Below are 23,861 nucleotides of genomic sequence, written 5' to 3'. Positions count from 1 at the left end.
CTCCCGTCACATGCTTTTACGACTATGGTAGCAGATGACCGCTGTTTGGCGACAAAGGTTTGACGGCTCGATAAGAATTACAGGAATTCGACGGTCAGGCGGCGGTGAACGAAGAGGGAGACCCCATGTCCGGCAAAATCAGCGCACTTGACCTCGGTATCGCGGAACTGAGCGAGGCGACAAAAGCCTATTTCGCCAAATGCGAGGAAAAGCTCGGCCTGGTTCCCAACGTGCTTCTTGCCTATGCCTTCGACGAGAAGAAGCTGCGCGCCTTTACCGACACCTACAATGATCTGATGCTGGGTGAATCCGGCCTGTCGAAGCTGGAACGGGAGATGATCGCGGTCGTCGTTTCCTCGATCAATCACTGCTATTATTGCCTGACCGCGCATGGCGCGGCGGTGCGCCAGCTCTCCGGCGATCCGGCTCTCGGCGAGATGATGGTGATGAACTTCCGCGCTGCCAATCTTTCACCGAAACAGACGGCGATGCTCGAATTCGCCGTCAAGCTGACGGAAGAGCCGGCAAAGATCGTCGAGGCGGACAGGGAAGCACTGCGCAACGCCGGCTTCACCAACCGAGACATCTGGGACATCGCCTCGACCGCCGCCTTCTTCAACATGTCGAACCGCGTGGCGGCGGCCATCGACATGCGCCCGAACGACGAATACCACTCAATGGCGAGGTGACCAATGACGATAGATACGTCAGGCAAGTGGTGGGTTGGCAGCGAGCCCACTGACATCGGAGAATACTTGGAAGCCTATGGCGCCGACAACGCCGAGGTTCATGACTTCAGGCTCGCCCGCTGCAAGTGCGGTTCCATCTCGTTTCTCCTCGATGCCGACGATGACGAGGGTGTGGCGCGACGAACGTGCACGGTCTGCGGATCCGAGCATCTTATCTGCGACAGTGCGGAATTTTGGGACGAAGCCCAGCCGGAACGATGGGCGTGCACCGAGTGCGGCTCCGAAGCTGCAAACATCGGCGTCGGGTTTTCCATCTACCCGGAACGTGACGGCGTTCGCTGGCTTTATGTTGGCGTACGATGCGCGGCCTGTGGCGTTTTGGGATGCTTCGCCGGCTGGAAAGTTGGCACGTCTGATAGCATGGGTCTATTGGACAACGTCTAGCTTTGAGGTTCCCATAGAAAGGCGGTCAGGATCGCGCCGCGATGGCCGCGGCGGCGCCGGCCATCGTCGTGGCGCTGATGCGGTTGGCGATCTTCATCGCACGCTTGCTCTTCAACAGTTTGCGCGCCTGTGAGGCCGCGACGACCCAGGCGAGATCGATGGCGATCAGAACCACCGCCATCGTCGCCGTCAGTTCGACCCAGCCGATGACACTCACCGAAGCGAGGTCGATGATCGTCGGCAGCAGCGCCAGATAGAACATCATGATCTTGGGATTGCCGAGCGTCACCGCCATGCCGGCAAAGAACAGCTTTGTCGCCGAATCCTCGCGCGGCATCTCGCCTTCTTTTGCGTCGACAGGTGCGGTCCACATCTTGAAGGCGAGGTAGGCGAGGTAAGCGACGCCGATCCATTTCACGACGACGAAGGCTAAATGGAAGGTCTGCGCCACGACCGCCAGCCCGAACACCGCCAGCGACAGCCAGATGGCCTCGCCGATCCACATGGCGAGCAGGAAAGGGAACACGTCGCGAAAGCCTTTCGAGATGACGCGGGCAACAAGTGCGGCGATCGACGGGCCGGGCGAACCGGCAGCGACGAACAAGGCGGCGGCGAAGATCAGGAGCGAGGTGAGGTGCATGACGGAGCCTTCGAGCGTTGGATGGCGAAGAATATCCGATCGGCGTCAATTTGGCACCCTCTGCCTGAGGGCCAACGAACGCGACACATTTCGGAGATCGGACTTGCCCGTGCCAGCGGTTTGAGAAAGGATCGCGGCCGTGAAATCAATCGTCATCCACGCCGCAAAAGACCTGCGCATCGAAGAGACCGATTCGGGCGCGCCTGGCGCCGGACAGGTCGAAATATCGGTCGAGGCCGGCGGCATCTGCGGCTCGGACCTGCACTACTACAATCATGGCGGCTTCGGCGTGGTGCGCCTGCGCGAGCCGATGATCCTCGGACATGAGGTCGCTGGCACGGTGAAGGCACTTGGCGCCGGCGTTTCCAGCCTTGCCGTCGGCGACCGCGTTGCGATTTCGCCCAGCCGGCCCTGCAATGCCTGCCGCTATTGCCTGCAGGGCATGCAGAACCAGTGCCTCAACATGCGCTTCTACGGCAGCGCCATGCCGATGCCGCATATACAGGGCGCCTTCCGCCAGCGCCTCGTCGCGGAGGCCTGGCAGTGCCACAAAATCGCCGACCATGTCTCCATCAACGAAGCCGCCTTTGCCGAGCCGTTCGCGGTAACGCTGCATGCCGTGAACCGCGCCGGTTCGCTGCTCGGCAAGCGGGTTCTGGTCACCGGCAGCGGGCCGATCGGCGCGCTGTGCATCCTGGCCGCGCGCGTCCACGGCGCGCGCGAGATCGTCGTCACCGATGTCATGGACGCGGTTCTGGCCAAGGCCAACGAGATCGGCGCCGACCGCACCATCAATGTCGCCACAGATGCCGACAAGCTCGCTGGCTACAATGTCGAGAAGGGCAGTTTCAACCTCATGTTCGAATGCTCCGGCAATGAGCGCGCGGTGCGAGCCGGGCTCGATGTGCTGAAGCCGCGCGGGGTGCTCGTGCAGCTCGGCCTAGGCGGCGACATGTCGCTGCCTCAGAATCTCATCGTCGCCAAGGAGATCGAAATGCGCGGCTCCTTCCGTTTCCACGACGAGTTCGCGCTGGCCGTCGATCTGATCAACAACCGTCGCGTCGACGTCAAGCCGCTGCTGACCGGCATCTATCCGATGGACGAGGCGGTTGCGGCTTTCGAGATCGCCGGCGACCGCAACAAATCGATGAAGGTACAGATCGCCTTCGCCTGAGCAGGGCGAGACACCCTATGAACCTTGCCCGCTCGGCATCTTGCCGCTAGAAGAACCGTCCCGACATTCATTTCGAGCTTCATTTTGCCTCAGTAACCGCCGGTCTCGCCAACTCCCTGATCACACTTGGCAGGGCGCCGCATTAAGCGGTGCCTGCTCCATTTCACGTGTTCCTCAGGCGGCGGTTCGAGACCGGTTTGGCACTGCTGAACCGTTGTCGCGCGCTTTGCCGCCCGTGACAGCTGATTTCCGACATAGCTAGCTCTCGCCACGCCGTGCCCGCATGGGCATCTCGCCATTGCCGACCTGAAGAACTTCCACACTGGAAGGTCTTCCGGCTTGTCCCAACATCTCGCTATCCGCTGGGCAATCGCGCCCGAAATCGCACCTCGACCCCTGATCCACTGCAACCGCTGCGGCGCCGTGAAAGCCTATCGCTGCAGCGACAAATTCCGCGTCAACGCCAATGGCAAACGCATTGATGTCTGGCTGATCTATCGCTGCATCGACTGCGACAATTCGTGGAATTTCGGCATTTTCGAACGCTGCAACCGCCGCGACATCGAACCGACGCTGCTGACCGCTCTCGAAAGCAACGATCCGGCCCTCGCCCGCCGCCATGCCTTCGATGTCGTGGCTTTGCGAAACCGGGTCGGCCGCGTCGAGGAGTTTGCCGATGTCGCCGTTCACAAACACCGGCTCGGCGGCGAAGGCCGACCCGCAGCCGCGCTTGAAATCAGGCTTGGGCTGGAAATGCCGACATCGCTGCGGCTAGACCGTCTGCTCGCCGGCGAACTCGGCATCTCGCGATCAAGGCTTCAGGCGCTGGAGGAGAAACGATTGCTGTTTGTCGTTTCCGAAGGCGCCAGGGCTTTGCGCAAGCCGGCTCGCGATGGCACGATCGTGCGAATTGATCTCTCCGGCGAAGCCGACCGAGAAACCATCATCTCAAGGGCGAGCAGATAAACGAAATAGGGCGAAGCACATCGGTGCTTCGCCTCCTTCCGGATTTGGAAATCAGACGATTACGCCGCGCCCACAACCTTGGCCGACTTCTCGAAGCGCTTGCGCTCGTTCGGGTCGAGATAGAGCTTGCGCAGGCGGATGGTCTTCGGCGTCACCTCGACCAGCTCGTCGTCCTGGATCCAGGCCAGCGCGCGCTCCAGCGTCATGCGGATCGGCGGCGTCAGTTTCACCGCCTCGTCCTTGCCGGCGGCGCGGATGTTGGTCAGCTTCTTGCCCTTCAGCACGTTCACTTCGAGGTCGTTGTCACGGCTATGGATGCCGATGATCATGCCCTGATAGACCTTGACGCCCGGGTCGATGACCATCGGGCCGCGGTCTTCGAGGTTCCACATGGCATAGGCCACTGCCTCGCCCTGTTCGTTGGAGATCAGCACGCCGTTGGTGCGGCCCGGCAGTCCGCCCTTGTAGGGCTGGTAGGCGTGGAACAGCCGGTTCATCACGGCGGTGCCGCGCGTGTCGGTCAACAGTTCCGACTGGTAGCCGATCAGTCCGCGCGTCGGCGCGTGGAAGACGATGCGCTGACGGTTGCCGCCCGAAGGCCGCAGCTCGACCATCTCGGCCTTGCGCTCCGACATCTTCTGCACGACAATGCCGGCGTGCTCCTCGTCGACGTCGATGACGACTTCCTCGACCGGCTCCAGCAATTCACCGTTCTCGCCCTTCTGCATGACGACGCGCGGACGCGACACGGCGATTTCAAAGCCTTCGCGGCGCATCGTCTCGATCAGCACGGCCAGCTGCAATTCGCCGCGGCCGGAAACGAAGAACGAATCCTTGTCGGGCGATTCCTCGATCTTGAGCGCGACATTGCCTTCGGCTTCGCGCAGCAGGCGGTCGCGGATGACGCGGCTGGTCACCTTGTCGCCTTCAGTGCCGGCGAGCGGCGAATCGTTGACCAGGAAAGACATGGTCACGGTTGGCGGATCGATCGGTTGCGCATGCAACGCCTCGGTCACCGCCAGGTCGCAGAACGTGTCGGCGACGGTGCCTTTGGACAGGCCGGCAATGGCGACGATGTCACCCGCCTGCGCCTCTTCGATCGGCTGGCGCTCAAGGCCACGGAACGCGAGGATCTTGGAGATGCGCCCGGTTTCTATCTGCGTGCCGTCATGGTGGAGCACCTTGACCGCCTGGTTGGACTTCAGCGTGCCGCTCTCGATACGGCCGGTAATGATGCGGCCGAGGAACGGATTGGCTTCCAGGATGGTGCCGATCATGCGGAACGGGCCGGGATGAACGGTCGGCTCCGGCACATGCTTGATGACGAGGTCGAACAGCGGCGCCAGGCCCTGGTCCTTCGGGCCTTCCGGATTTTCCGAGACCCAGCCATCGCGGCCAGAACCGTAGAGGATCGGGAAGTCGAGCTGCTCGTCGGTGGCGTCAAGCGCTGCAAACAGGTCGAACACCTCGTTGACCACCTCGACGTGGCGGGCGTCCGGACGGTCGATCTTGTTGATGACGACGATCGGCTTCAGGCCGACCTTGAGCGCCTTGCCGACGACGAACTTGGTCTGCGGCATGGGGCCTTCGGCGGCGTCGACCAGCACGATCGCCGAATCCACCATCGACAGGATGCGCTCGACCTCACCGCCGAAATCGGCGTGGCCGGGTGTGTCGACGATGTTAATGCGGGTGTCCTTCCAGTCGACCGAGGTCGCCTTGGCCAGGATGGTGATGCCGCGTTCCTTTTCGAGGTCGTTGGAATCCATGGCGCGCTCGGCGACGCGCTGATTGTCGCGGAAGGAACCGGATTGCCGCAGCAATTGGTCGACGAGGGTGGTTTTTCCATGGTCGACGTGCGCGATGATCGCGATATTACGAATTTTCATTTTGTGGTCTCGGGAGCGTTGCAGGCAGCAGGCCAAAAGGCGCCGCCTCTTTCGGTTGCGCGGCTCATACAGGGTTTTTCGCAATTGCGAAAGAGGAGGCGCACCACCAAATACTCATCAAATCTTAAGCATCTCGGTGTGAGATGGTTTTGTTAACCAAGGCGGGAACCTTTCTGGGCCCGGGTAGTTCGAAATTCATGACCGACAAACTCAACCGATTTTGGCCCCTCATCGCTTCGGTCGCATTCGCTGCCGTGCTGGCGGCCAATGCCGCTCAATCGGCCGCCACGGTGAAGGAAGCCAATCCGGCTTCGTCGTCCGACCGGACGGCCGAGCAGATGTTTGCCGACGCCCCTGATGGCGTCGACCCCGTGGTCACCGGCCCGGTCAGCGCCTCTTTCAAGCAGAGGCAGCAGGTTGCAGGCTGCGACAGCGCGGTGTGGCCGAAGATTCCGACGGTTTGCTACTCGGACTGACGGCTGCCCATTCCAGGCATAGCGATCCTTCGCACCGACCCAAAGGCTTACGCCGACCGCACCGGATCGAGCGTCACCAAGGGGAGATTAGTACCGCGCCTTACGCCGCTTGCGGCTCCGGATCGAACGCCGGCCTGCTCGTATTGATCAGCAGCGACAGACACGCAGCCACGATCGCCGTCATGCCGGCGATCAAGAAGGCCAGTTCGTAATTGCCCTGCAGCTCGCGCATGGTGCCGCCGAAGGCGGCGGCAGTGGCCGCACCCACCTGGTGGCCGGCGACGATCCAGCCGAACACGATCGGGCCGCTGCGGTCGCCGAACGCCTCGTTGGCGAGCCTGAGCGTCGGCGGCACGGTGGCGATCCAGTCGAGACCGTAGAGCACGGCGAAGATGATCAGGCTGGTCGCCGAGAAGCCGGAATAGGGCAGATAGATCAGCGCCAGACCGCGAATGCCGTAGTAGACGCCGAGCAGCTTGCGCGGGTCGAAACGGTCGGTGAGCCAGCCCGAGAGCGTCGTACCGATCAGGTCGAAAATACCCATCAGCGACAGCAGGCCTGCGGCCTGTACCTCGGGGATGCCCATGTCGCCGCAGAAGGAGATCAGATGCGTGCCGACCAGCCCGTTGGTGGTGAAGCCGCAGATGAAGAACGTGGCGAACAGATACCAGAAGACGCGGGTGCCGGCGGCGCGGCGTAGCGTGTTCAGCGTATGCGCCAGGAAATTGCCTTGCGATGCCGGCGATACCGGCGGCACGTCATCCGCCCCGGCGCCATAGCGCACCATGCCGATCGAAGCGGGACGCTCCGGAACCAACAGCCAGACCAGCGGCAGAAGACAGGCGGTGGCGATCGAGACGGCGGTAGCGACGGGCTGCCAGCCGCCCGACTGGGCGAGCGATGCCAGCAGCGGCAGGAACACCAACAGGCCGGTGGCGCTGGAGGCCGACATCAGCCCCATCACCAAGCCGCGATTGGTCTTGAACCAGCGGTTGACGATGGTGGCGCCGAGCACGGTGGCGACCGCGCCGGAGCCGATGCCGGAAAACACGCCCCAGGTGAGGAACAGGTGCCATGGCTCGGTCATCAGCAGGCTGAGCGCGGTCGAGCCCGACATGATCACAAGCGAGGCAAGCAGCGTGCGGCGCAAGCCGATACGCTCCATCAATGCGGCGGCAAACGGCCCGGTCAGGCCGTAAAGGAAGATGCCGATCGCGGCGGCAATCGAAACCGTATCGCGCCCCCAGCCGAAGCTTTTATCCAACGGCAGCATCATCACCGAGGGTGCGGAACGAAGCCCGGCCGCGATCAACAGGCAGAGGAAGATGACGCCAACCACGACGAAAGCGTAGCGCTGGCCAAACGGACGGGATTGAGCTATCATGTTACTGACCGGTACGTTGCAGGGTGAGGACCTGTATACGTACCGATCGGTAACACGTCAATCGAGTCATACCATGCCAACGGACAAAAATTTTGAACTGACCATCAAGGACGGTCATGCAGTGGCACCGCCCAAGGCTGCCAAGAAAATCCTCGACGTGGCGTACGACCTGTTCTACCGCCGCGGCATCCGGGCGATCGGCGTCGACGAGATCGTCAAGCGCGCCGGCGTCACCAAGCCCAGCCTCTACCGCAGCTTTCCCTCCAAGGACGAGCTCGCCGCTTCCTATCTCAGGCAATATGACCGTGAGTATTGGGAGCGTTTCGACGAAGCCGTGGCTGCCCACCCCGGCGACCCGCGCGCACAGCTCAGGGCTTTCCTGACTCGCGTCGGCAAGCGCACGCAAAGGCCGGACTATCGCGGCTGCGGCATGACCAACGCGGCGGTGGAATATCCCGAACATGGCCATCCGGCGCGTGTCGTCAGCGAGGCCAACAAGCAGGAGCTGCGCCACCGCCTGCGCGCCATGGCCGCAGCGATGGGCGCTAAAGACCCTGACACGCTCGGCGACGGCCTGCTGCTGTTGATCGAAGGCGCCTATATCAGCGGCCAGCTCTTCGGCCTAGGCGGCCCGGCGCAATCGGTGGCCCGCAACGCCGACCTGCTGATCGAGGCGAGCTTGAAGAAATAACATTTCGAACGTTGGCGCCGCCCTCACCTAACGGCATCCTTTCCCGGAAATGGGGCGAGGAACGCTCTCATCACGATTTCGCCAATTGCCAGCGTTGCAAGGTTGTCGCCAGCGGCGCAGCCGGCCACTTTCTCCCGTTCAGGGGGAGAATTGCCCGGCAGGGCGATGTGGGCGGCGCCAACGTTGAGATTGGCACGCTAGGCCGGCCGCAAATTTGGCGATAGGCTGGGGCCAACCTCAAGGGAAAAGTCCGCATGCGAACCCTGCTGCTTGTTCCATTCGCCCTCGCCGCCCTCTGCCAGGCAGCCCATGCCGATGGCATATCCAGCGTCTACACCGACCTCGACTCGCAAAAGGATTGCGTGACCTATGCGCAGGCCGAGGAAGGCGATGGCGACTGGGCCGAACTCGCCTGCTCCGGCTATCGCGGCTATCCCGTGCTGATCGCCTACGACGATGCGCGTGAATCGCTATTCTACGGGTTTCCGCCCGGCGGCGAGATGACCTCGGTCTGGGAGAGCTTTTCCGGCTTCAACTCGTCCGGCGCCAAGGTCGAATGGCGCATCGAGACCAAGGGCGACGTTGCCGTTCCCTTCGCGGTGATCCACCGCCGCTCGATCAGCAATCCCGAGGATGAGAACAAGCCGACCGAAGTGCTGCTCGTCGCCAAGGTCGCCCAGATGGAAGCCCGCGACGGCTGCACCATCGGCCTCGTGCTCGCCACCGGCAACCCTCAGGCCAACGACCAGGCGCGCAAGCTGGCGGACGAAAAGGCGAAGAGTTTCGCCTGTGGCAAGGACAAGCACACCGTCATCGGCAACGTGCCGGCGTTTGGTCGGGTGGATAACTAGCCACGTGGGTGCAAGGCACCCCCCTCTGCCCTGCCGGGCATCTCCCCCTCAAGGGGGGAGATTGGCAGCTTCGCTGGCGGCGCTTTTCTTTCGGCGCTGAAAATTGACGAAAGCCGTTGCGACATCCGATCTCCCCCCTTGAGGGGGAGATGGCCGGCAGGCCAGAGGGGGGTGCCTCGCGCTGGCGTTTGCCGCTTACTTGAACGAGACGCAGGCCTCTCTCGGCGCTACTTCGCCGCCTTCGCCCGTGCGATCGCGTCGACGATCATCTTCTTGGCGTATTTCGAATCGTGCCAGCCTTCGATCTTGACCCATTTGCCGGGCTCGAGATCCTTGTAGTGCTCGAAGAAGTGCTGGACCTGGTCGCGGGTGATCTCGGGCAGCTGCGTGTATTCGGTGACGTTTTCGTAGCGCAGCGTCAGCTTCGGCGACGGCACGGCAATGACCTTCTCGTCCTGGCCGGCATTGTCTTCCATCACCAGCACGCCGATCGGTCGCACATTGATGACGCAGCCCGGCACCAGCGCGCGCGTGTTGCAGACCAGCACGTCGATCGGGTCGCCGTCGCCCGACAGCGTGTGCGGCACGAAACCGTAATTGCCGGGGTAGCGCATCGACGTATGCAGGAAACGGTCGACGAACAGCGTGCCGGCCTCCTTGTCCATCTCGTACTTGATCGGCTCGCCGCCGATCGGCACCTCGATGATGACGTTGATGTCCTCGGGCGGGTTCTTTCCGATGGCAATGGCTTCGATTCGCATGGCTTAAATCCCTCTCTCGATGTCCAAGATCGATAGCGGGCGGCGCGGCATGGTGCAATGCGGCGATTGGTGCGAAGCGCTAACGGAAGCGCACGGTTTATGATGATTTGTAACCGAGGCCGGTCATTCCCAGACGAAGGCGACCTTCTTGAGCGCCCTCTGCTCGAAAATCTCGACGCCTTCGGCGACGTCACGGCCACCCGCGCCGGCATAGAAGGAAAGTGCGTTCTGGTTGTCTTCCAGCGCCCACACCACCATTCCCTTCAGCCCGTGGTCGGCAAGCCGCGCCCGCGCCGCCTTGAACAGCCGGCTGCCGAGCCCGATGCCTTGATATTCCGGACGCAGGTAAAGTTCGTAGATTTCGCCCTGTTGCTTCAGCTCGCGGGCGCGGTTCTTGCCGATCGTGGCATAGCCGGTGATGGTGCCGCCGATCTCGACCACCAGAACGGTGGCGGCGCGGCGGATGGCGTTGGCCCACCAGTCGGCGCCGCGGCGGTTGATCATCGAGGTCAGCGAGCGATGCGGGATGATGCCGGAATAGGCGCCCTCCCAAGCCTGCTGGTGCACGTCCGCAATGGCGCCAGCGTCGCGCGGTTCGGCTTTCCTGATGTCGATGCTCAGCGTATTCATGATTTGTTAACCATAAACCCGCATCGGCCATTTGCAAGAGTCGAGGTCAGCCCGCCGACCGCTTTCTCACAGCCGATCGCGACACTGCTGACAATGGGCAAAGCCTGCCTGGAAAACGCACCCAGCCGGCGCGGTCAGGCGTCCGTCCGGGTAGCGCGTGCTGGCTTTTCAGATCTCGACGAGATGATCGTCCAGTTCATTGGCATCGCCCGACGTCACCGGGAAATGCTCGGCCAGCACCGCGCCGACCTGCCCGATCGCCTTGACGAAGCCGTCGGCGAGTTGGTCGTCGCCGGCATGCTGCAGGAGATCGCGCACCACGCCGTCCCAGACATGCTGGCCGACCTTGCTGTCGATGCCCGAATCGGCGACCACTTCGGCATAACGTTCGGCGATCGACACGAAGACCAGCACGCCGGTGCGCGCCGTGGTGCGGTGGACATTGCGGGCGAGGAACTGCCTGAGCGCATTGTCATGTGCCGCCTGATAACGCTGCCGGCGCGGCACCAGATGGATACGCAAGCCCGGCAGCGCCCACAAAAGCACCAACACCGAGGCCAGTGCCGACAGTTGGACAATGACGAAATGCGGCAGCCGGATCGACAGCCACCAGGCTTCCAGCCCATAGGCGACGGCGAGGCTGGCAATCAGCATGCCTGATGTCGCCATGAAGGCGGCGGGAAAGAAATAGCCGTCGCTGGCATGCGCAACGACGCAGTAGATCTCGCCGTCGGTTTCGGCCTCGGCGGCGCGGATCGCGGTGGCGATGCGCTCATGGTCCTGTGGGCTGATCGGTCGTGTTGCCATCTTCTCTCACCAGCTCCCTGAAGACCCGCCACCGCCGGACGAACCGCCGCCGCCAGAAAACCCGCCGCCGCTGCTTGAGCCCGAAGACCAGCTGCTGCCCGAACTTCCCGATGACCATCCGCTGCCCGACGACGAACTTGTTGTCCAGCTGCTGGAGCCCGAGGACGATCCGCTCGGCCCCTGGCCGTAGCGAAAGGTCATGCCCAGCCATTTATACACGCCCGGCGAGAGCTTGGTGCCGAAGATCGGCGGCAGGAAGGCCATCGCCAGGCCGCCGAAGAACATCGCCGCCCACAGGATCAGGAAGACCGCGACTATAGGATCGACGGGCGTGCTGTGGTCGGCCGGGTTGCGCTTGCCGCGCGCCTCCAGCTCTTCCGGATTGCCTTCCAGCACCATGACCATGTCGTCGACGGCCGTGGAAATGCCGCCGGAGAAATCACCGGCGCGGAACGCCGGCACCATGTCGTTTTCGATGATCAGTTTGGTGTGCAGGTCGGTCAGCGTGCCTTCCAGCCCGTAGCCGACCTCGATGCGCATCTTGTGGTCGTTCTTGGCCACCAGCAGAAGCACGCCGTTGTTTTCGCCGGCCTGGCCGAGTTTCCAAAAGCGGAACAGCCGGTTGGCGTAGGGTTCGATCTCCTCGCCGTCCAGGCTGTTGATCGTGGCGACGACGATCTGGTCGGAGCCTTTGGTCTCAAAATCCGCGAGCTTCTGCGTTAGTGCCGCCTTGGTCGCGGCGTCGATAATACCGGCATTGTCGACCACCCGCCCGGTGAGTGCCGGCAGGTCTGCCGCCAAGGCTACGAACAGCATGGCGAGCATCGTCAACAAGGCGATGCCGATCGTCGCGGCTGCGCGGCCAGGTTTTGGCGGATTGAAGACGCGTACTGTCATGCCGTCACCAGCTCCCCTCAACCACCATGACCGTCCTCGATCACCATGATCATGTCGTCGACCGCTTTGGAAATACCGCCGGAGAAATCGCCGGCGCGGAAAGCCGGCACCATGTCATCTTCAATGATCCGTGTAGCCTGCTGGTTGGTCAGTGTGCCCTCCAGCCCGTAGCCGACCTCGATGCGCATCTTGCGGTCGTTCACGGCCACCAGCAGAAGCACGCCATTGTTCTTGGCCTTCTGGCCGAGCTTCCAGGCGTTGAACAGCCGGGTGGCGTAAGGCTCGATCTCCTCGCCGTCGAGGCTGGGAACCGTCGCGACGACGATCTGGTCGGAGCCTTTGGTCTCGAAATCGGCCAGCTTCTGCGTCAGCGCCGGCTCGGTCGCGGCGTCGATGATGCCTGCATTGTCGACGACACGACCGGTGAGGGCGGGCAGTTCCGCCGCCAGCGCCGCGAAGCTGACGAGCAAGACCAGCAAGGCAGCGCCGGTCATCGTGGCGAAACGGCCATGCCAGGGATTGGTGATGCGTGTGGTCATCTCGTCACCAGCTTCCCGAGGAGCCGCCGCCGCCGGACGAACCGCCGCCGCCGGAAAAGCCGCCACCACCGCTTGAACCCGACCAGCCGCCCCCGCCCGAAGACCCGCCGCTGGACGACCGCCGGCCCGGCTCGAATGTCATGCCCAGCCAGCGATAGCGGCGGGGACCGAGCTTTTTGCCAAAGATCGGCGGCAGGATGGAGGCAGCCATGCTGCCGAAGAAGATGATCGCCCAGATGCTGATGAAGACGCCGAAGAACAGATTGTCGGTATTGATGGGCGGCTTCTTGTTGCGCTCGCCGCGCGCCTCCAATTCCTCCGGATTGCCTTCCAGCACCATCACCATGTCGTCGACGGCCTTGGAAATGCCCCCGGAGAAATCGCCGGCGCGGAACGCCGGCACCATGTCGTTTTCGATGATCAGCTTGGTGTGCAAATCGGTCAGCGTGCCTTCCAGCCCATAGCCGACCTCGATGCGCATCTTGCGGTCGTTCGGCGCCACCAGCAGCAGCACGCCGTTGTTTTCCTTGGCCTGGCCGAGCTTCCAGAAGCGGAACAGCCGGTTGGCGTAAGGCTCAATCTCCTCGCCGTCGAGGCTGGGGATGGTGGCGACGACGATCTGGTCGGAGCCTTTTGTCTCGAAGTCGGCGAGTTTCTGGGTGAGCGCGGCTTTGGTTCCCGCGTCGATAATGCCGGCGTTATCGACGACGCGGCCGGTCAGCGTGGGGAGATCGGCGGCGAAGGCGGTGAGGGGCAGGAAGACGGCCAGAAAGGCGAGAAGAACACCAAGGTTGGCGTTCCTTCGCGTCCCCCTCTGTCCTGCCGGACATCTCCCCCTCGAGGGGGGAGATTGGCAATCTCGCTGCCGACGCTCAGCCGGCAACGCTGATAATTGGCGCAAGGACAGAAGACAGCTGATCTCCCCCCTTGAGGGGGAGATGTCCGGCAGGACAGAGGGGGGTGTGAAGGAACGCAAGGCTGGCAAAGGCCAAGCTCACCCAGACGTCATCACCCGCCCTGCTTCGTGCCGAAATCGACCTTCGGCGGCTGCATCTTGTCTTCTTCGACGGTGAAGTTGGCGAAGGGCTCGTTGCTGCGGAACCAGAAGGTTGCCCATAGCACCGACGGAAAGGTCCTCAGCGTCAGATTGTAATCCTTGACCGCCAGGATGTAGTCGCGCCGCGCCACGGCGATACGGTTCTCGGTGCCTTCGAGTTGCGCCTGCAGCGCCAGGAAATTCTGGTTGGCCTTGAGGTCGGGATAGGCCTCCGACACCGCGATCAGCCGCGACAGCGCGCTGGTCAGCCCTGATTGCGCATCCTGGAACTTCTTGAGCGCTTCGGGGTCCTTCAGCGTTTCCGGCGTCACCGTGATCTGCGTCGCCTTGGCGCGCGCTTCGACCACCGCATCGAGCGTGTCCTTTTCATGCGAGGCATAGCCCTTCACCGTCTCGACCAAATTGGGAATGAGGTCGGACCGACGCTGATACTGGTTCAGCACCTCGCTCCATGCCGCCTTGGCGTTTTCCTCCGCCGTCGGGATGGTGTTGAAGCCGCAGCCGGCGAGCAGAGGCAGCACGACGGCCATCATCAGCACGGCCGGCAGACTGCGGAAAGGGAAGGCAAGGCGCTGGGCAAACATGGTGAGGTCCCTCGACAGAAGTTGCATGCGAAGCATTAGCACAATCCGCGCTCAAGAAAATGTCTGCCGCTGGCGCGCATTCCTGGCGCGCATTCATGCGCCGGCGAGGCCCTGTGATTGATCGCGCGAACACGATATGGTTGCCGGCAAACAGGACAGGATCATGGCGGAAGGCCGCGACGATGACAGCGAATCGCGCCGCATTATCGAGCGCGTGGCGAACGAGGGCGGCCTTGGCGGCGCATCGCTGGTGTCACGGGCAGCGAAAGGCGCGCGCGATCATGTTACCGCAGCGGAGGCCGACCGATCTGATCCGATCGAGGTCTGGGGCACCCGCATCGGTCGCGCACTTGGGCTCATCGTCGCCCTCGGCCTTTTGATCTGGCTCGTGTACTACGTCTCCCGGGGCAGCTAGAGCATGATCCTGAAAAGTGGGAACCGGTTTTCTCGGACAAACGGGAACCGTTTTGTCCGGAGATCATGCTCCAACCAAAGAGATAGATCAGGATGACGATTCAACGAAAAATTATCCGTATCTAGGATTTTCCATGAACAGCGAAAAAGCCGACGCGCCGCGCGCGGTCATCGTCATTTCCAGCCATGTCGCCCGCGGCTCGGTCGGTAACCGCGCCGCCGTGTTTGCGCTGGAGACGCTGGGCTTTCCGGTGTGGGCGGTACCGACGGTCATCTTGCCCTGGCATCCGGGCCACGGCCGCGCCACGCGCATCGTGCCGCCGCTCGACCAGTTCAAGGCGCTGATGGCCGATCTCGAGCGCGCGCCCTGGCTGGGTGAGGTCGGTGCGGTGCTGTCGGGCTATCTCGGCGAGGCCGGCCAGGCCGACGCCGTCGCTTCGCTGGTCGCGGCCGTCAAGGCCAAGACACCGGAAGCGATCTATATATGCGATCCGGTGATGGGCGATTCCGGCGGGCTCTACGTGCCCGAGCTGACGGCCGCCGCCATGCGTGATCGACTGATGCCGATCGCCGACATCGCCACCCCCAACCGCTATGAGCTGGAGTGGATGGCCGGCGCGCCCTTGCCCGATCTGAAATCGGTGATCTCGGCCGCCCTCCATGCCGGACCGTCAACAATGCTGGTGACGTCGGCACAGTCGATGATGACCGGCGGCACCGGCAATCTGCTGCTTGACGGCACCCAGGCGCTGCTGGCCGAACACCGCCTCATCGACAAGCCGCCGAATGGCCTCGGCGACCTGACTGCGGCCGTCTACCTCGCCCGCATCCTGTCGGGGCAGCCGCCGATCAAGGCGCTGCAATCGACCACCGCCGCCGTCTACGAAATCCTGGCGCGAACCGCCAAGCGTGGCGGCGACGAGTTGCAGCTTGAAACCGATGCCCAGAGCCTGTCGCATCCGATGGCGATGGTGCAGCTGCGCCACCTCACGCATCCGGGGCGGGACCGCCGGGCGTGACGTCGACCGTGGTCGTCGGCGTAGACGGCTGCAAGGCCGGCTGGATCGCCGTCCGCCGCGATCTGGATGCCGCGCCGTCAGTCCGCGTCTTTCCCAGCTTTGCGGCCCTGCTCGACGCCTTGCCCGCCGATGCGACAGTGGCCGTCGACATGCCGATCGGCCTGCCGGACGTCTCGCAAAGAGGCGGGCGCGGGCCGGAGACCTTGGTACGGCCAATGCTCGGAGCACGGCAATCCAGCGTCTTCTCTATCCCGTCCCGCGCGGCCCTCTACGCCGACATCAGCGACTTCACCACGGTCGAGGCCTGGTATGAGGCGCATCGGCGCGCCAGCGAGGTGGCCAGGGCGACCTCCGATCCGCCACGCGGCGTCTCGATCCAGGCCTTCGGCATCTTTGCCAAGATACGCGAGATCGACGCGCTGCTGATCGCACGTCCGCAACTGCGCCGCCGCGTCTTCGAATCGCACCCCGAAGTGGCCTTCTGCCGGCTGAACGGCGAAAAACCGATGACGCTGCCGAAGAAGATCAAGGGCGCAGTCAATCCTGCCGGGATGGAAGAGCGCAAGGCACTGCTCTGCCGGCAGGGCTATACCAGAGCTTTCCTTGACCAGCCGCCGCAACGCGGTGCTGCCGCCGACGATTTCCTCGACGCCGCAGCGATGATGCTGATTGCCGGACGCATTGCCGGCGGCGAGGCAAAGCCGTTTCCCGACCCGCCGCTTGCCGACCGTTTGGGCATTCCCCTGGCGATCTGGGCGTGAGGCAAGCGGCGAGCCATGCGTGCGGCATGGCGATTTGCGACGAAGCCATCCGCAATTCGGCATTGCCCGCGACGGGCATTTGCCGTTAGAGCCTTTCTAACTTGAAATGAGCTGCCGTCGCTAACCCCGAAAGGCTTCATCCCTAGCCCATGCCCCATCTCCCCGAACATCTTTGGACCGGCTACCGCAATTTCATGAATGGCCGCTATCTCACCGAGAGCGGACGCTACCGCGAGCTCGCCCGCGAGGGGCAGGCGCCCGAAACCATGATCGTTGCCTGCTGCGATTCCCGCTCTGCCCCCGAGGCGATCTTCGACGCCGGTCCGGGCGAACTGTTCGTTCTGCGCAATGTCGGCAATCTGGTGCCGCCCTATGCACCGGACGGCGAGTTCCACTCGACCTCGGCCGCGCTCGAATTCGCCGTGCAGAGCCTGAAGGTGAAAAACATCGTGGTGATGGGCCATGGCCGCTGCGGCGGCATCCGCGCCGCGCTCGACACCAATTCGGCGCCGCTGTCGCCCGGCGACTTCATCGGCAAATGGATGAGCCTGATCGCGCCGGCGGCCGAAACCGTGTCGTCCAGCACCTTCATGACGGCAACGGAACGGCAGACGGCGCTGGAGCGCATCTCCATCCGCTATTCGATCGCCAATCTCAGGACCTTCCCTTGCGTCTCCATCCTCGAAGGCAAGGGGCGGCTGTCGCTGCATGGCGCCTGGTTCGACATCTCGACCGGCGAACTCTGGGTGATGAACAAGGACACTGGGGACTTCGAGCGGCCGGATTTGACGTAGACCCATGATCCGGAAAAGTGGGAACCGGTTTTCGGATTAGGGCATGGTCAAATAAGAGGAGGCAAGAATGCGGCTTTGGCGTGCGATCGCTTTCGCCGTAGCGGCGCTGCTGATTTCGCTCGTCCGTGCCCGCTCCGATGACGGCGCTATTATAGACCGCTGGTATTCGGCGCTGCTGGTTGCCGATCGCACCGAATTGTCGGACCTGCTCGCCGACGATGCCAGCATCAAGCTCGACGATCTCGGCGTCGTGCAGTCGAAACAGGAATTCATCGCCTCGATCGACGAATGGAAGGGCGCGGTCGCCGGCGCCGCAATCCGGCATCGCGTCGAAAAGAGCGAGGCCGGCGTCACCACTGTCATCGCCTGCTATGATTTCCCCAACAATGACATGCTGATGCAGGAGACGTTCGCCGTCACCGGCTACCGCATCACCGCCAGTTCGCAAGCGGCGATCGCGGAAAATTGCGACGGCTTCTGACGCGGGCTTGAACGGCCGCGCTGTTGCGCCGCGCCAGTCATCGCCCTACATCGGTCAGCAAGCTCCGCCAATCATCGAAAGATCCCCCATGCCGTCCACGAAAACCGTCGATCTCGCCGCCCATCCGCTGACCAAATGGCAAGGGCCGCTCGGCCTGCCGGATTTTGCCAGCATCGGCGACGACGATTTCTCCTCGGTGTTCGACGCGGCGCTGAAGGCACATGAGGCCGAAATCGATGCGATCGCCGGCAACAAGGATGTGCCGACCATCCAGAATACGCTGGCAGCCCTCGAGCTCGCCGGTGAGCCGCTCGACCATGTCTCGTCGATCTTCTGGTGCCGGGCCGGCGCCCACACCAACGATTCGATCCAGGCGCTGGAGCGTGAGATCTCGCCGAAGATGTCGCGGCATTTCTCGGCGATCTCAATGAACGAGAAACTGTTTGCCCGCATCGACGATCTCTATCAGCGCCGGGAGACGCTCAAACTCGGCGCCGAGACGCTGCGGGTGCTGGAGAAGACCTGGAAAGGCTTTGTGCGCTCGGGCGCCAAGCTCGACGCCGACGGCAAGAAGCGGCTGGCCAACATCAGCGAGGAGCTGTCCTCGCTCGGCACGACCTTCGGCCAGAACGTGCTGGCCGACGAGCGCGACTGGGCGCTTTTCCTCGACGAGGCTGATCTTGCGGGCCTGCCGGACTTCGTGAAGAGTTCGATGGCCGAAGCCGCCGAGACGCGCGGCCAGAAAGGCCGCTACGCAGTCACCTTGTCGCGCTCTATCTATGAGCCGTTCACGACCTTCTCCGAACGCCGCGACCTGCGCGAGAGCGCCTTCCGCGCTTTCACCATGCGCGGCCAGAACGGCGGCGCCAGCGACAACACCGCAGTGGTGCGCGACATGCTGAAACTGCGCGCCGAAAAGGCCAGGCTGCTCGGCTATGCCTCGTTCGCCGCGCTGAAGCTCGACGACACCATGGCCAAGACGCCGAAGGCGGTGCACGACCTCCTCGACCCGGTCTGGGAGAAAGCGCTGGAGAAGGCCGCCGCCGACCAGAAGGAGCTGGAGCGGCTGGCGACCAAGGCCGGCAGCAACGAAAAATTCGCCGCCTGGGACTGGCGCTTCTACCAGGAGAAATTGCGCGCCGAAAAATTCGCCTTCGACGAGGCGGAGCTGAAACCCTATCTGCAGCTCGACCGCATCATCGACGCCTGTTTCGACGTCGCCACCAAACTGTTCGGCATCACTTTCGAGGAGAAGAAGGGCATCGCCGCCTGGCATCCCGACGCGCGCGTCTTCGTGGTGAAGAACGCCGATGGCAGCGAGCGCGGCCTGTTCCTCGCCGACTATTTCGCCCGATCCTCGAAGCGTTCTGGCGCCTGGATGAGCGCGCTGAAGTCTGGCTACAAGCTTGGGGATGGCTCAAAGCCGGTGATCTACAACATCATGAACTTCGCCAAGCCGCCGGCCGGGGAAGCAGCGCTGCTGTCGGTCGATGAGGCCAAGACCCTGTTCCACGAGTTCGGCCATGCTTTGCACGGCATGCTGACCGACGTCACCTGGCCGTCGGTGGCGGGCACGTCGGTTTCCCGCGATTTCGTCGAACTGCCTTCGCAGCTCTACGAGCACTGGCTGACGGTGCCCGCAGTGCTGGAAAAGCATGCGCTGCATGTCAAGACCGGCAAGCCGATGCCGAAGTCGCTGCTCGACAAGATGCTGGCCGCCCGCACGTTCGGCGCCGGTTTCGCCACGGTCGAGTTCACAGCGTCGGCGCTGATCGACATGGCGTATCACGCGCGGCCGGATGCGCCGGCGGAACCGCTGCGTTTCGAAGCCGAAACGCTGGAAAAGCTTGATATGCCCGACACCATCGCCATGCGTCATCGCACCCCCCATTTCGGCCATATCTTCTCCGGCGACGGTTATTCAGCCGGCTACTATTCCTACATGTGGTCGGAAGTGCTCGACGCCGACGCCTTCGCCGCCTTCGAGGAGACCGGCGATCCCTTCAACCCGGCGCTGGCGGAACGGCTTCGGAAGAATATCTATGCCGCTGGCGGGTCGAAGGATCCGGAGGAGCTGTACACGGCGTTCCGTGGCAAGATGCCTTCGCCTGAGGCGATGATGGTGAAGCGGGGATTGGTGTAGCGCCGGCTTATCTCCCCCTCGAGGAGGAGATGGCCGCAAAGCGGCCAGAGGGGCTCGGCCCGACTGGGCTCGACCCGCTGCGGCAGATGAAGGTCGGCGCTTCACGCGCGAGGACCCCCTCTGTCGCCTTTGGCGACATCTCCCCCTCAAGTGGGGCGATCACCAGCGCCAAGGATCCGCCACCCGTGGCCACACCGGCCGCGTCAGCTTCCTGTAATCCGTCACCGTCGGATTGCTCGGATACGAGCTCGGCGCCGAAACATAAATAATCTCCGCCGCGATTGGTGCGAAGCCGGCGTAGAAATGATTGGTCGACTTGATCAGCAATATGTCCTTGCGCATCGGATCGACGCCGATGTTGGAGAAAATATCCGGCTCGAAGGTCTGCGTGCGGTTGGTGTTGAGGATGATGTCGACCTCCGTGCCCTCGATGCGCACCAGCGCCGTTGGTCCGAGCGTCACCCGGCTCGGCCCGAAGCTCTGCCAGCCCTCGGGGACGGCTTTCAACACCTTGACGCGCGCATCGATCGGTTCGCCGGCCAGCGGCCCGGCCTTGCCGCCGAAGCGCAGGTCGATGACGGCGCCTTCGCCTGCCGCCTGGCAAAAGGTGACAGCGATCGGGTCCCAGATCGTCGCCACGCCAAAATTGTCCACGCCCTGTTCCAGCATGGCGCGCAGCACAACGGTACCGTCGCCGGCGACGCCACCGCCGGGATTGTCCCAGATGTCGGCAATCACAACCGGCTTGCCGGGGTTTCCCTTGCGCACGGCCAGTGCCCGCGCGATGCCATCCTCGGTGTTCAGCATCGTCATCGCCGTCCTTTCGCGTATGGCGTAAAGCTCGCGCCCGAGCGTCTCCGCCAGCGCATCGCCCTTGGCCTTGTCATTGTCGGTCACGACCAGGATGCGCGTGCCCATTTCCGGCACGTCCGCCGCCATGAAGCCGTGGATGACCGAGACCGACAGCACGCCGTCCTTGCCGTGCAGCGCCTTGATGCGGTCGACGAAGGAGCGCATCGGCTCGCGGCTGGTCGGCAGCACCTGGATCATGCGGCAGTCGAAGGTCGAGATCACCGGCTTGATCTCGTCGCGCGCCGCCGCCAATCCAAGCTCGACGACATGTTCGCCGCGCTCATAGAAGTCGGTGTGCGGGAATTCGAGGAAATAGGCCATGACATTGCATGCCGCCACGCGCTTCGGCGTCAGGTGGCTGTGCGGGTCGAGCTCGACCGCGACCACCACATCCGGCCCGACGATTGCGCGAACCCGTTCCAGCAGATCGCCTTCGCAATCGTCATAGCCTTGCGCCACCATGGCGCCGTGCAGGCCGAGGATGACGGCGTCGACCGGCAAGGCTGCCTTCAACTGGCCGAGAATCTCGTCGCGCAACGCCTCATAGGTCTGCCGCTGCACCAGCCCTCCCGGCTCTGCCCAGGTGGCGGTGCCTTCGACGACGGTCAGCCCTTCGGCAGCCGCGCGCCGGCGCAAGGCGACCATCGGCGAGGAGCACAAGGTCGGTGTGTCAGGATGCTTGCCCGGCCCGGCATAGAACGCCATCTCGAACGACGCCCGGTCGGTCGGCACCGGCGAGAAGGTGTTGGTTTCGGTCGCCAGCGAGGCGGTGAAGATGCGCATGAAAACTCCGTACGGCTATTTGTTTTTCGCAATTCCGGACGGAAAACCGCTCCACACTTTTCCTGGAATTGCTATTTTACGGCCCCGAGCGCCAGCCCGCGGACGAGATAGCGCTGCAGCCAGATGAACAGAATCGCCACCGGCAGCGTCGCCAGCAGCGTCGCCGCCATTACATGGTGCCATTCGATCGTGTAGCGGCCGGCGACCAGCGAGAACACCTGGATCGGCAGCGTGTAACTTTCCTGGCTGCGCAGCATTGTGAGCGCAACGACGAACTCATTCCAGGCGTTGATGAAGGTGAAGATGGCGGTGACCGCGATTGCCGGCAGGCAAAGCGGCAGAAACACTTTTCGCAAGGTCAGCCAGCGGCCGGCGCCCTCCATCCACGCTGCTTCCTCGAGATCGCGCGGGATGGTGTCGAAATAACTCTGCAGCATCCACACGGTGAAGGCGACGTTGAAAGCCATGTAGATGACGCCGAGCGCCGTCGTCGATTCGATCAGGCCCCAGGCGGCCATCAGCCGGAACAGGCCAAGCACCAGCACGATCGGCGAGATCATCTGCGAGATCAGCAGGAACTGGCGGAAGGCGCCATACCCGGCAAAGCGAAACCGCGACATGGCATAGGCGGCCGGCACCGAGATCAGGATGGCGCCGACGGTGGCGATAACCGAGACATAGAGCGAATTGGCTAACGCCTGGCCGAATCCCGTCGCCACCCACATGTCGGCAAAATTCGACCAGTGGAATTCGCTTGGCCACCAGGTCGGCGACAGCACCTCCTGCCGCGGCTTGACCGCGGTCAAAAACATCACCGCGAAGGGGAAGATCGTCACCACGAGCAGCGGCGAAAGCAGCAGCCAGGCGATGATCGTGCGCTTCAGCTTGGGCGTCATGTACGCTGCTCCCGCATGGCGAGGCGCACATAGATCATGGTGAAGATCAAAAGGATGGCGAACATCAGCAGCGATACCGCCGAGGCCTCTCCAAGCTTGCCGATGCGGAAGGCCAGTTTGTAGAGGTGGGTGACCAATATGTCGGTCGAGTTGGCCGGCCCGCCCTGCGTCATCACCCAGATGATCGGGAAGGAATTGAAGACGTAGATGGTGTTAAGCACGATGGCGATGTTGATGAACGGCTTCAGCAGCGGAAAGGTGATCTCGCGAAACTGCTGCAGCGGCGTCGCCCCTTCCAGGGCGGCCGCCTCGTATAGATCGTCCGGGATTGATGACAAGCCGCCGAGGAAGATCGTGGTGGTGAAGGGCACCGTCACCAATATGCCGATCAGCACCTGCATCGGAAAGGCGGTCTCGGCGCGCGCCAGCCACTGGATGTTTTCATGGATCAGGCCAAGCCCGATCAGCGCCGAGTTCAGCATCCCGCTTTCGCCGTTGAGCGCCCAGCGCCAGACCACCGCCGTCATCGTCAGCGACACCGCCCAGGGCAGCATGATGATGACGCGGGCAATGCCGCGGCCGTAGAAATCGGTGTTGAGGATCATCGCCACGGGGACGGACAACAGCAGCGCGCCGCCGACCACCAGCACGGTCCACAGGCCGGTGCGCCAGAGTGCCGCCAGGAAATCGGGATCGGCGAGGAAGGCGGAATAATTGGCGAAATCGTTGAAGTCCCGCAGCTGCCCAAAACGGCTGACATCATGCGTCGATATCTGGATCAGGTCCCAGACCGGCCAGAAGATGACGACTGCGGCCAGAAACAGGCTGGGCAAGGTCAATAAATAGGGCAGGTAACGATTTTGCATCGGCCGGATTCGTACCATGTTGGACATAAGTGGCGCTGGCGCGCCAGCTCGGATCAATCTCGCATATCGGTCTAAGGCAGCGCTTCAGGGTTTGAATCTCCTGCGGACGTTTGCGCTGCCCCTCACCTGCCTGCCCATCCTCCGCAGCGGTTGCGGAAGGGAGCCCTTCCTCTCCCCCGTCGATCGGGGGAGGGGGGGGGGGGGGGGGGGGGGGGGGGGGGGGGGGCGGGGGGGGGGTGGGGGGGGGGGGGGGGGGGGGGGGGGTGGGGGGGGGGGGGGGGTGGGTTGTGTGTGGGGGGGGGGGGGGGGGGGGGGGGGGGGGGTGGGGGGGGGGGGGGTGGGGGGGGGGGGGGGGGGGGGGGCGGGGGCGGGG

Annotated in this window: 25 protein-coding genes and 1 pseudogene; 13 read left to right on the top strand and 13 right to left on the bottom strand. The window is 63.4% G+C overall.

What is annotated here, in order from left to right; translation table 11 throughout:
• Positions 1 to 125 precede the first annotated feature (125 nt).
• Positions 126 to 689, top strand: a complete 564-nt coding sequence (locus NKI15_RS17715; protein WP_023668634.1) for a peroxidase-related enzyme — start codon at positions 126 to 128, stop codon at positions 687 to 689.
• 3 nt (positions 690 to 692) lie between these two features.
• A complete protein-coding gene (locus NKI15_RS17710) occupies positions 693 to 1,133 on the top strand; it encodes a hypothetical protein (RefSeq protein WP_352514896.1) in 441 nt (146 codons plus the stop codon).
• Positions 1,134 to 1,158: 25 nt separating this feature from the next.
• Here NKI15_RS17710 and NKI15_RS17705 read toward each other — a convergent pair whose 3' ends face one another.
• The gene (locus NKI15_RS17705; protein ID WP_023668632.1) at positions 1,159 to 1,773 is read right to left on the bottom strand and encodes a LysE family translocator; all 615 of its coding nucleotides are present in this window, start codon (positions 1,771 to 1,773) and stop codon (positions 1,159 to 1,161) included.
• A gap of 139 nt (positions 1,774 to 1,912) precedes the next feature.
• Here NKI15_RS17705 and NKI15_RS17700 point away from each other — a divergent pair, with 139 nt between their 5' ends.
• Together NKI15_RS17700 and NKI15_RS17695 are read left to right on the top strand one after the other, a co-directional pair.
• The gene (locus tag NKI15_RS17700) at positions 1,913 to 2,947 is read left to right on the top strand and encodes an L-idonate 5-dehydrogenase (protein ID WP_352886456.1); all 1,035 of its coding nucleotides are present in this window, start codon (positions 1,913 to 1,915) and stop codon (positions 2,945 to 2,947) included.
• A 339-nt stretch (positions 2,948 to 3,286) separates the two neighbouring features.
• Positions 3,287 to 3,913: a DUF1062 domain-containing protein gene (locus NKI15_RS17695; RefSeq protein ID WP_352514897.1), complete on the top strand. Its 627-nt coding sequence runs from the start codon at positions 3,287 to 3,289 to the stop codon at positions 3,911 to 3,913.
• Between the two features lie 59 nt (positions 3,914 to 3,972).
• On the opposite strand, the gene typA is transcribed toward NKI15_RS17695, so the two are convergent.
• Positions 3,973 to 5,802, bottom strand: coding sequence for a translational GTPase TypA (typA, locus tag NKI15_RS17690; protein WP_023747336.1), 1,830 nt, complete (start codon positions 5,800 to 5,802; stop codon positions 3,973 to 3,975).
• A 197-nt stretch (positions 5,803 to 5,999) separates the two neighbouring features.
• Between typA and NKI15_RS17685 the strand changes: the two genes are divergently transcribed.
• On the top strand, positions 6,000 to 6,278 hold the full coding sequence (locus NKI15_RS17685) for a hypothetical protein (protein ID WP_032891500.1): 279 nt from the start codon (positions 6,000 to 6,002) through the stop codon (positions 6,276 to 6,278).
• A 100-nt stretch (positions 6,279 to 6,378) separates the two neighbouring features.
• On the opposite strand, the gene NKI15_RS17680 is transcribed toward NKI15_RS17685, so the two are convergent.
• Positions 6,379 to 7,662 (bottom strand): MFS transporter, encoded by a 1,284-nt coding sequence (locus NKI15_RS17680; protein WP_023835196.1) that lies wholly within the window; start codon positions 7,660 to 7,662, stop codon positions 6,379 to 6,381.
• Positions 7,663 to 7,735: 73 nt separating this feature from the next.
• On the opposite strand from NKI15_RS17680, the gene NKI15_RS17675 reads away from it, so the two are divergent.
• Together NKI15_RS17675 and NKI15_RS17670 are read left to right on the top strand one after the other, a co-directional pair.
• Positions 7,736 to 8,353, top strand: a complete 618-nt coding sequence (locus NKI15_RS17675; protein WP_023835195.1) for a TetR/AcrR family transcriptional regulator — start codon at positions 7,736 to 7,738, stop codon at positions 8,351 to 8,353.
• A gap of 254 nt (positions 8,354 to 8,607) precedes the next feature.
• A complete protein-coding gene (locus NKI15_RS17670; RefSeq protein ID WP_023712049.1) occupies positions 8,608 to 9,204 on the top strand; it encodes a hypothetical protein in 597 nt (198 codons plus the stop codon).
• A 227-nt stretch (positions 9,205 to 9,431) separates the two neighbouring features.
• On the opposite strand, the gene ppa is transcribed toward NKI15_RS17670, so the two are convergent.
• The 7 genes and pseudogenes from ppa to NKI15_RS17635 all read right to left on the bottom strand — a co-directional run bounded on the left by ppa (position 9,432) and on the right by NKI15_RS17635 (position 14,479).
• Entirely contained in the window at positions 9,432 to 9,965 is a 534-nt protein-coding gene (gene ppa / locus NKI15_RS17665; protein ID WP_023668623.1) for an inorganic diphosphatase, read from the bottom strand.
• Positions 9,966 to 10,088: 123 nt separating this feature from the next.
• Positions 10,089 to 10,595: a GNAT family N-acetyltransferase gene (locus NKI15_RS17660; protein ID WP_352514898.1), complete on the bottom strand. Its 507-nt coding sequence runs from the start codon at positions 10,593 to 10,595 to the stop codon at positions 10,089 to 10,091.
• 168 nt (positions 10,596 to 10,763) lie between these two features.
• On the bottom strand, positions 10,764 to 11,402 hold the full coding sequence (locus tag NKI15_RS17655; protein WP_352514899.1) for a TPM domain-containing protein: 639 nt from the start codon (positions 11,400 to 11,402) through the stop codon (positions 10,764 to 10,766).
• Positions 11,403 to 11,408: 6 nt separating this feature from the next.
• The gene (locus NKI15_RS17650; RefSeq protein ID WP_352514900.1) at positions 11,409 to 12,299 is read right to left on the bottom strand and encodes a TPM domain-containing protein; all 891 of its coding nucleotides are present in this window, start codon (positions 12,297 to 12,299) and stop codon (positions 11,409 to 11,411) included.
• A 35-nt stretch (positions 12,300 to 12,334) separates the two neighbouring features.
• Positions 12,335 to 12,793, bottom strand: a pseudogene (locus NKI15_RS17645) (TPM domain-containing protein); the annotation flags it as partial.
• 49 nt (positions 12,794 to 12,842) lie between these two features.
• A complete protein-coding gene (locus NKI15_RS17640; RefSeq protein WP_352514915.1) occupies positions 12,843 to 13,607 on the bottom strand; it encodes a TPM domain-containing protein in 765 nt (254 codons plus the stop codon).
• Between the two features lie 239 nt (positions 13,608 to 13,846).
• The gene (locus tag NKI15_RS17635) at positions 13,847 to 14,479 is read right to left on the bottom strand and encodes a LemA family protein (RefSeq protein ID WP_023681434.1); all 633 of its coding nucleotides are present in this window, start codon (positions 14,477 to 14,479) and stop codon (positions 13,847 to 13,849) included.
• 163 nt (positions 14,480 to 14,642) lie between these two features.
• Here NKI15_RS17635 and NKI15_RS17630 point away from each other — a divergent pair, with 163 nt between their 5' ends.
• The 6 genes from NKI15_RS17630 to NKI15_RS17605 all read left to right on the top strand — a co-directional run bounded on the left by NKI15_RS17630 (position 14,643) and on the right by NKI15_RS17605 (position 20,091).
• Positions 14,643 to 14,894, top strand: coding sequence for a hypothetical protein (locus tag NKI15_RS17630; protein WP_023698736.1), 252 nt, complete (start codon positions 14,643 to 14,645; stop codon positions 14,892 to 14,894).
• Positions 14,895 to 15,027: 133 nt separating this feature from the next.
• Positions 15,028 to 15,912, top strand: coding sequence for a pyridoxal kinase PdxY (gene pdxY / locus NKI15_RS17625; protein ID WP_352514901.1), 885 nt, complete (start codon positions 15,028 to 15,030; stop codon positions 15,910 to 15,912).
• Entirely contained in the window at positions 15,909 to 16,673 is a 765-nt protein-coding gene (locus NKI15_RS17620) for a DUF429 domain-containing protein (RefSeq protein WP_352514902.1), read from the top strand. Before pdxY ends, NKI15_RS17620 begins: the two co-directional genes overlap by 4 nt.
• Before the next feature lie 149 nt (positions 16,674 to 16,822).
• Positions 16,823 to 17,467, top strand: coding sequence for a carbonic anhydrase (locus NKI15_RS17615; protein ID WP_023681438.1), 645 nt, complete (start codon positions 16,823 to 16,825; stop codon positions 17,465 to 17,467).
• A gap of 67 nt (positions 17,468 to 17,534) precedes the next feature.
• The gene (locus NKI15_RS17610; RefSeq protein WP_352514903.1) at positions 17,535 to 17,948 is read left to right on the top strand and encodes a nuclear transport factor 2 family protein; all 414 of its coding nucleotides are present in this window, start codon (positions 17,535 to 17,537) and stop codon (positions 17,946 to 17,948) included.
• A gap of 88 nt (positions 17,949 to 18,036) precedes the next feature.
• Positions 18,037 to 20,091, top strand: a complete 2,055-nt coding sequence (locus NKI15_RS17605) for a M3 family metallopeptidase (protein WP_352514904.1) — start codon at positions 18,037 to 18,039, stop codon at positions 20,089 to 20,091.
• A 159-nt stretch (positions 20,092 to 20,250) separates the two neighbouring features.
• Here NKI15_RS17605 and NKI15_RS17600 read toward each other — a convergent pair whose 3' ends face one another.
• From NKI15_RS17600 to NKI15_RS17590, 3 genes are all read right to left on the bottom strand, one after another.
• A complete protein-coding gene (locus NKI15_RS17600; RefSeq protein WP_352514905.1) occupies positions 20,251 to 21,726 on the bottom strand; it encodes a M81 family metallopeptidase in 1,476 nt (491 codons plus the stop codon).
• Positions 21,727 to 21,797: 71 nt separating this feature from the next.
• Positions 21,798 to 22,622: a carbohydrate ABC transporter permease gene (locus NKI15_RS17595; RefSeq protein ID WP_023668609.1), complete on the bottom strand. Its 825-nt coding sequence runs from the start codon at positions 22,620 to 22,622 to the stop codon at positions 21,798 to 21,800.
• Positions 22,619 to 23,488, bottom strand: coding sequence for a carbohydrate ABC transporter permease (locus tag NKI15_RS17590; protein ID WP_023745368.1), 870 nt, complete (start codon positions 23,486 to 23,488; stop codon positions 22,619 to 22,621). The genes NKI15_RS17595 and NKI15_RS17590 overlap by 4 nt, the downstream gene beginning before the upstream one ends.
• Between the last annotated feature and the right edge of the window lie 373 nt (positions 23,489 to 23,861).

This window comes from Mesorhizobium sp. M0862, from assembly GCF_040319795.1.
Taxonomy (GTDB): Bacteria; Pseudomonadota; Alphaproteobacteria; order Rhizobiales; family Rhizobiaceae; genus Mesorhizobium.
Note: the sequence above shows the minus strand (reverse complement) of the source record. Positions and strands in the feature narration are given on the sequence as shown.

Excerpts from the sequence above, each read along its gene's own strand:
- NKI15_RS17715 (WP_023668634.1), top strand. The coding sequence starts at position 126 with ATGTCCGGCAAAATCAGCGCACTTGACCTCGGTATCGCGGAACTGAGC.
- NKI15_RS17710 (WP_352514896.1), top strand. The coding sequence starts at position 693 with ATGACGATAGATACGTCAGGCAAGTGGTGGGTTGGCAGCGAGCCCACT.
- NKI15_RS17705 (WP_023668632.1), bottom strand. The coding sequence starts at position 1,773 with ATGCACCTCACCTCGCTCCTGATCTTCGCCGCCGCCTTGTTCGTCGCT.
- typA (WP_023747336.1), bottom strand. The coding sequence starts at position 5,802 with ATGAAAATTCGTAATATCGCGATCATCGCGCACGTCGACCATGGAAAA.
- NKI15_RS17685 (WP_032891500.1), top strand. The coding sequence starts at position 6,000 with ATGACCGACAAACTCAACCGATTTTGGCCCCTCATCGCTTCGGTCGCA.
- NKI15_RS17680 (WP_023835196.1), bottom strand. The coding sequence starts at position 7,662 with ATGATAGCTCAATCCCGTCCGTTTGGCCAGCGCTACGCTTTCGTCGTG.
- NKI15_RS17675 (WP_023835195.1), top strand. The coding sequence starts at position 7,736 with ATGCCAACGGACAAAAATTTTGAACTGACCATCAAGGACGGTCATGCA.
- NKI15_RS17670 (WP_023712049.1), top strand. The coding sequence starts at position 8,608 with ATGCGAACCCTGCTGCTTGTTCCATTCGCCCTCGCCGCCCTCTGCCAG.
- ppa (WP_023668623.1), bottom strand. The coding sequence starts at position 9,965 with ATGCGAATCGAAGCCATTGCCATCGGAAAGAACCCGCCCGAGGACATC.
- NKI15_RS17660 (WP_352514898.1), bottom strand. The coding sequence starts at position 10,595 with ATGAATACGCTGAGCATCGACATCAGGAAAGCCGAACCGCGCGACGCT.
- NKI15_RS17655 (WP_352514899.1), bottom strand. The coding sequence starts at position 11,402 with ATGGCAACACGACCGATCAGCCCACAGGACCATGAGCGCATCGCCACC.
- NKI15_RS17650 (WP_352514900.1), bottom strand. The coding sequence starts at position 12,299 with ATGACAGTACGCGTCTTCAATCCGCCAAAACCTGGCCGCGCAGCCGCG.
- NKI15_RS17635 (WP_023681434.1), bottom strand. The coding sequence starts at position 14,479 with ATGTTTGCCCAGCGCCTTGCCTTCCCTTTCCGCAGTCTGCCGGCCGTG.
- NKI15_RS17630 (WP_023698736.1), top strand. The coding sequence starts at position 14,643 with ATGGCGGAAGGCCGCGACGATGACAGCGAATCGCGCCGCATTATCGAG.
- pdxY (WP_352514901.1), top strand. The coding sequence starts at position 15,028 with ATGAACAGCGAAAAAGCCGACGCGCCGCGCGCGGTCATCGTCATTTCC.
- NKI15_RS17615 (WP_023681438.1), top strand. The coding sequence starts at position 16,823 with ATGCCCCATCTCCCCGAACATCTTTGGACCGGCTACCGCAATTTCATG.
- NKI15_RS17610 (WP_352514903.1), top strand. The coding sequence starts at position 17,535 with ATGCGGCTTTGGCGTGCGATCGCTTTCGCCGTAGCGGCGCTGCTGATT.
- NKI15_RS17605 (WP_352514904.1), top strand. The coding sequence starts at position 18,037 with ATGCCGTCCACGAAAACCGTCGATCTCGCCGCCCATCCGCTGACCAAA.
- NKI15_RS17600 (WP_352514905.1), bottom strand. The coding sequence starts at position 21,726 with ATGCGCATCTTCACCGCCTCGCTGGCGACCGAAACCAACACCTTCTCG.
- NKI15_RS17595 (WP_023668609.1), bottom strand. The coding sequence starts at position 22,622 with ATGACGCCCAAGCTGAAGCGCACGATCATCGCCTGGCTGCTGCTTTCG.
- NKI15_RS17590 (WP_023745368.1), bottom strand. The coding sequence starts at position 23,488 with ATGCAAAATCGTTACCTGCCCTATTTATTGACCTTGCCCAGCCTGTTT.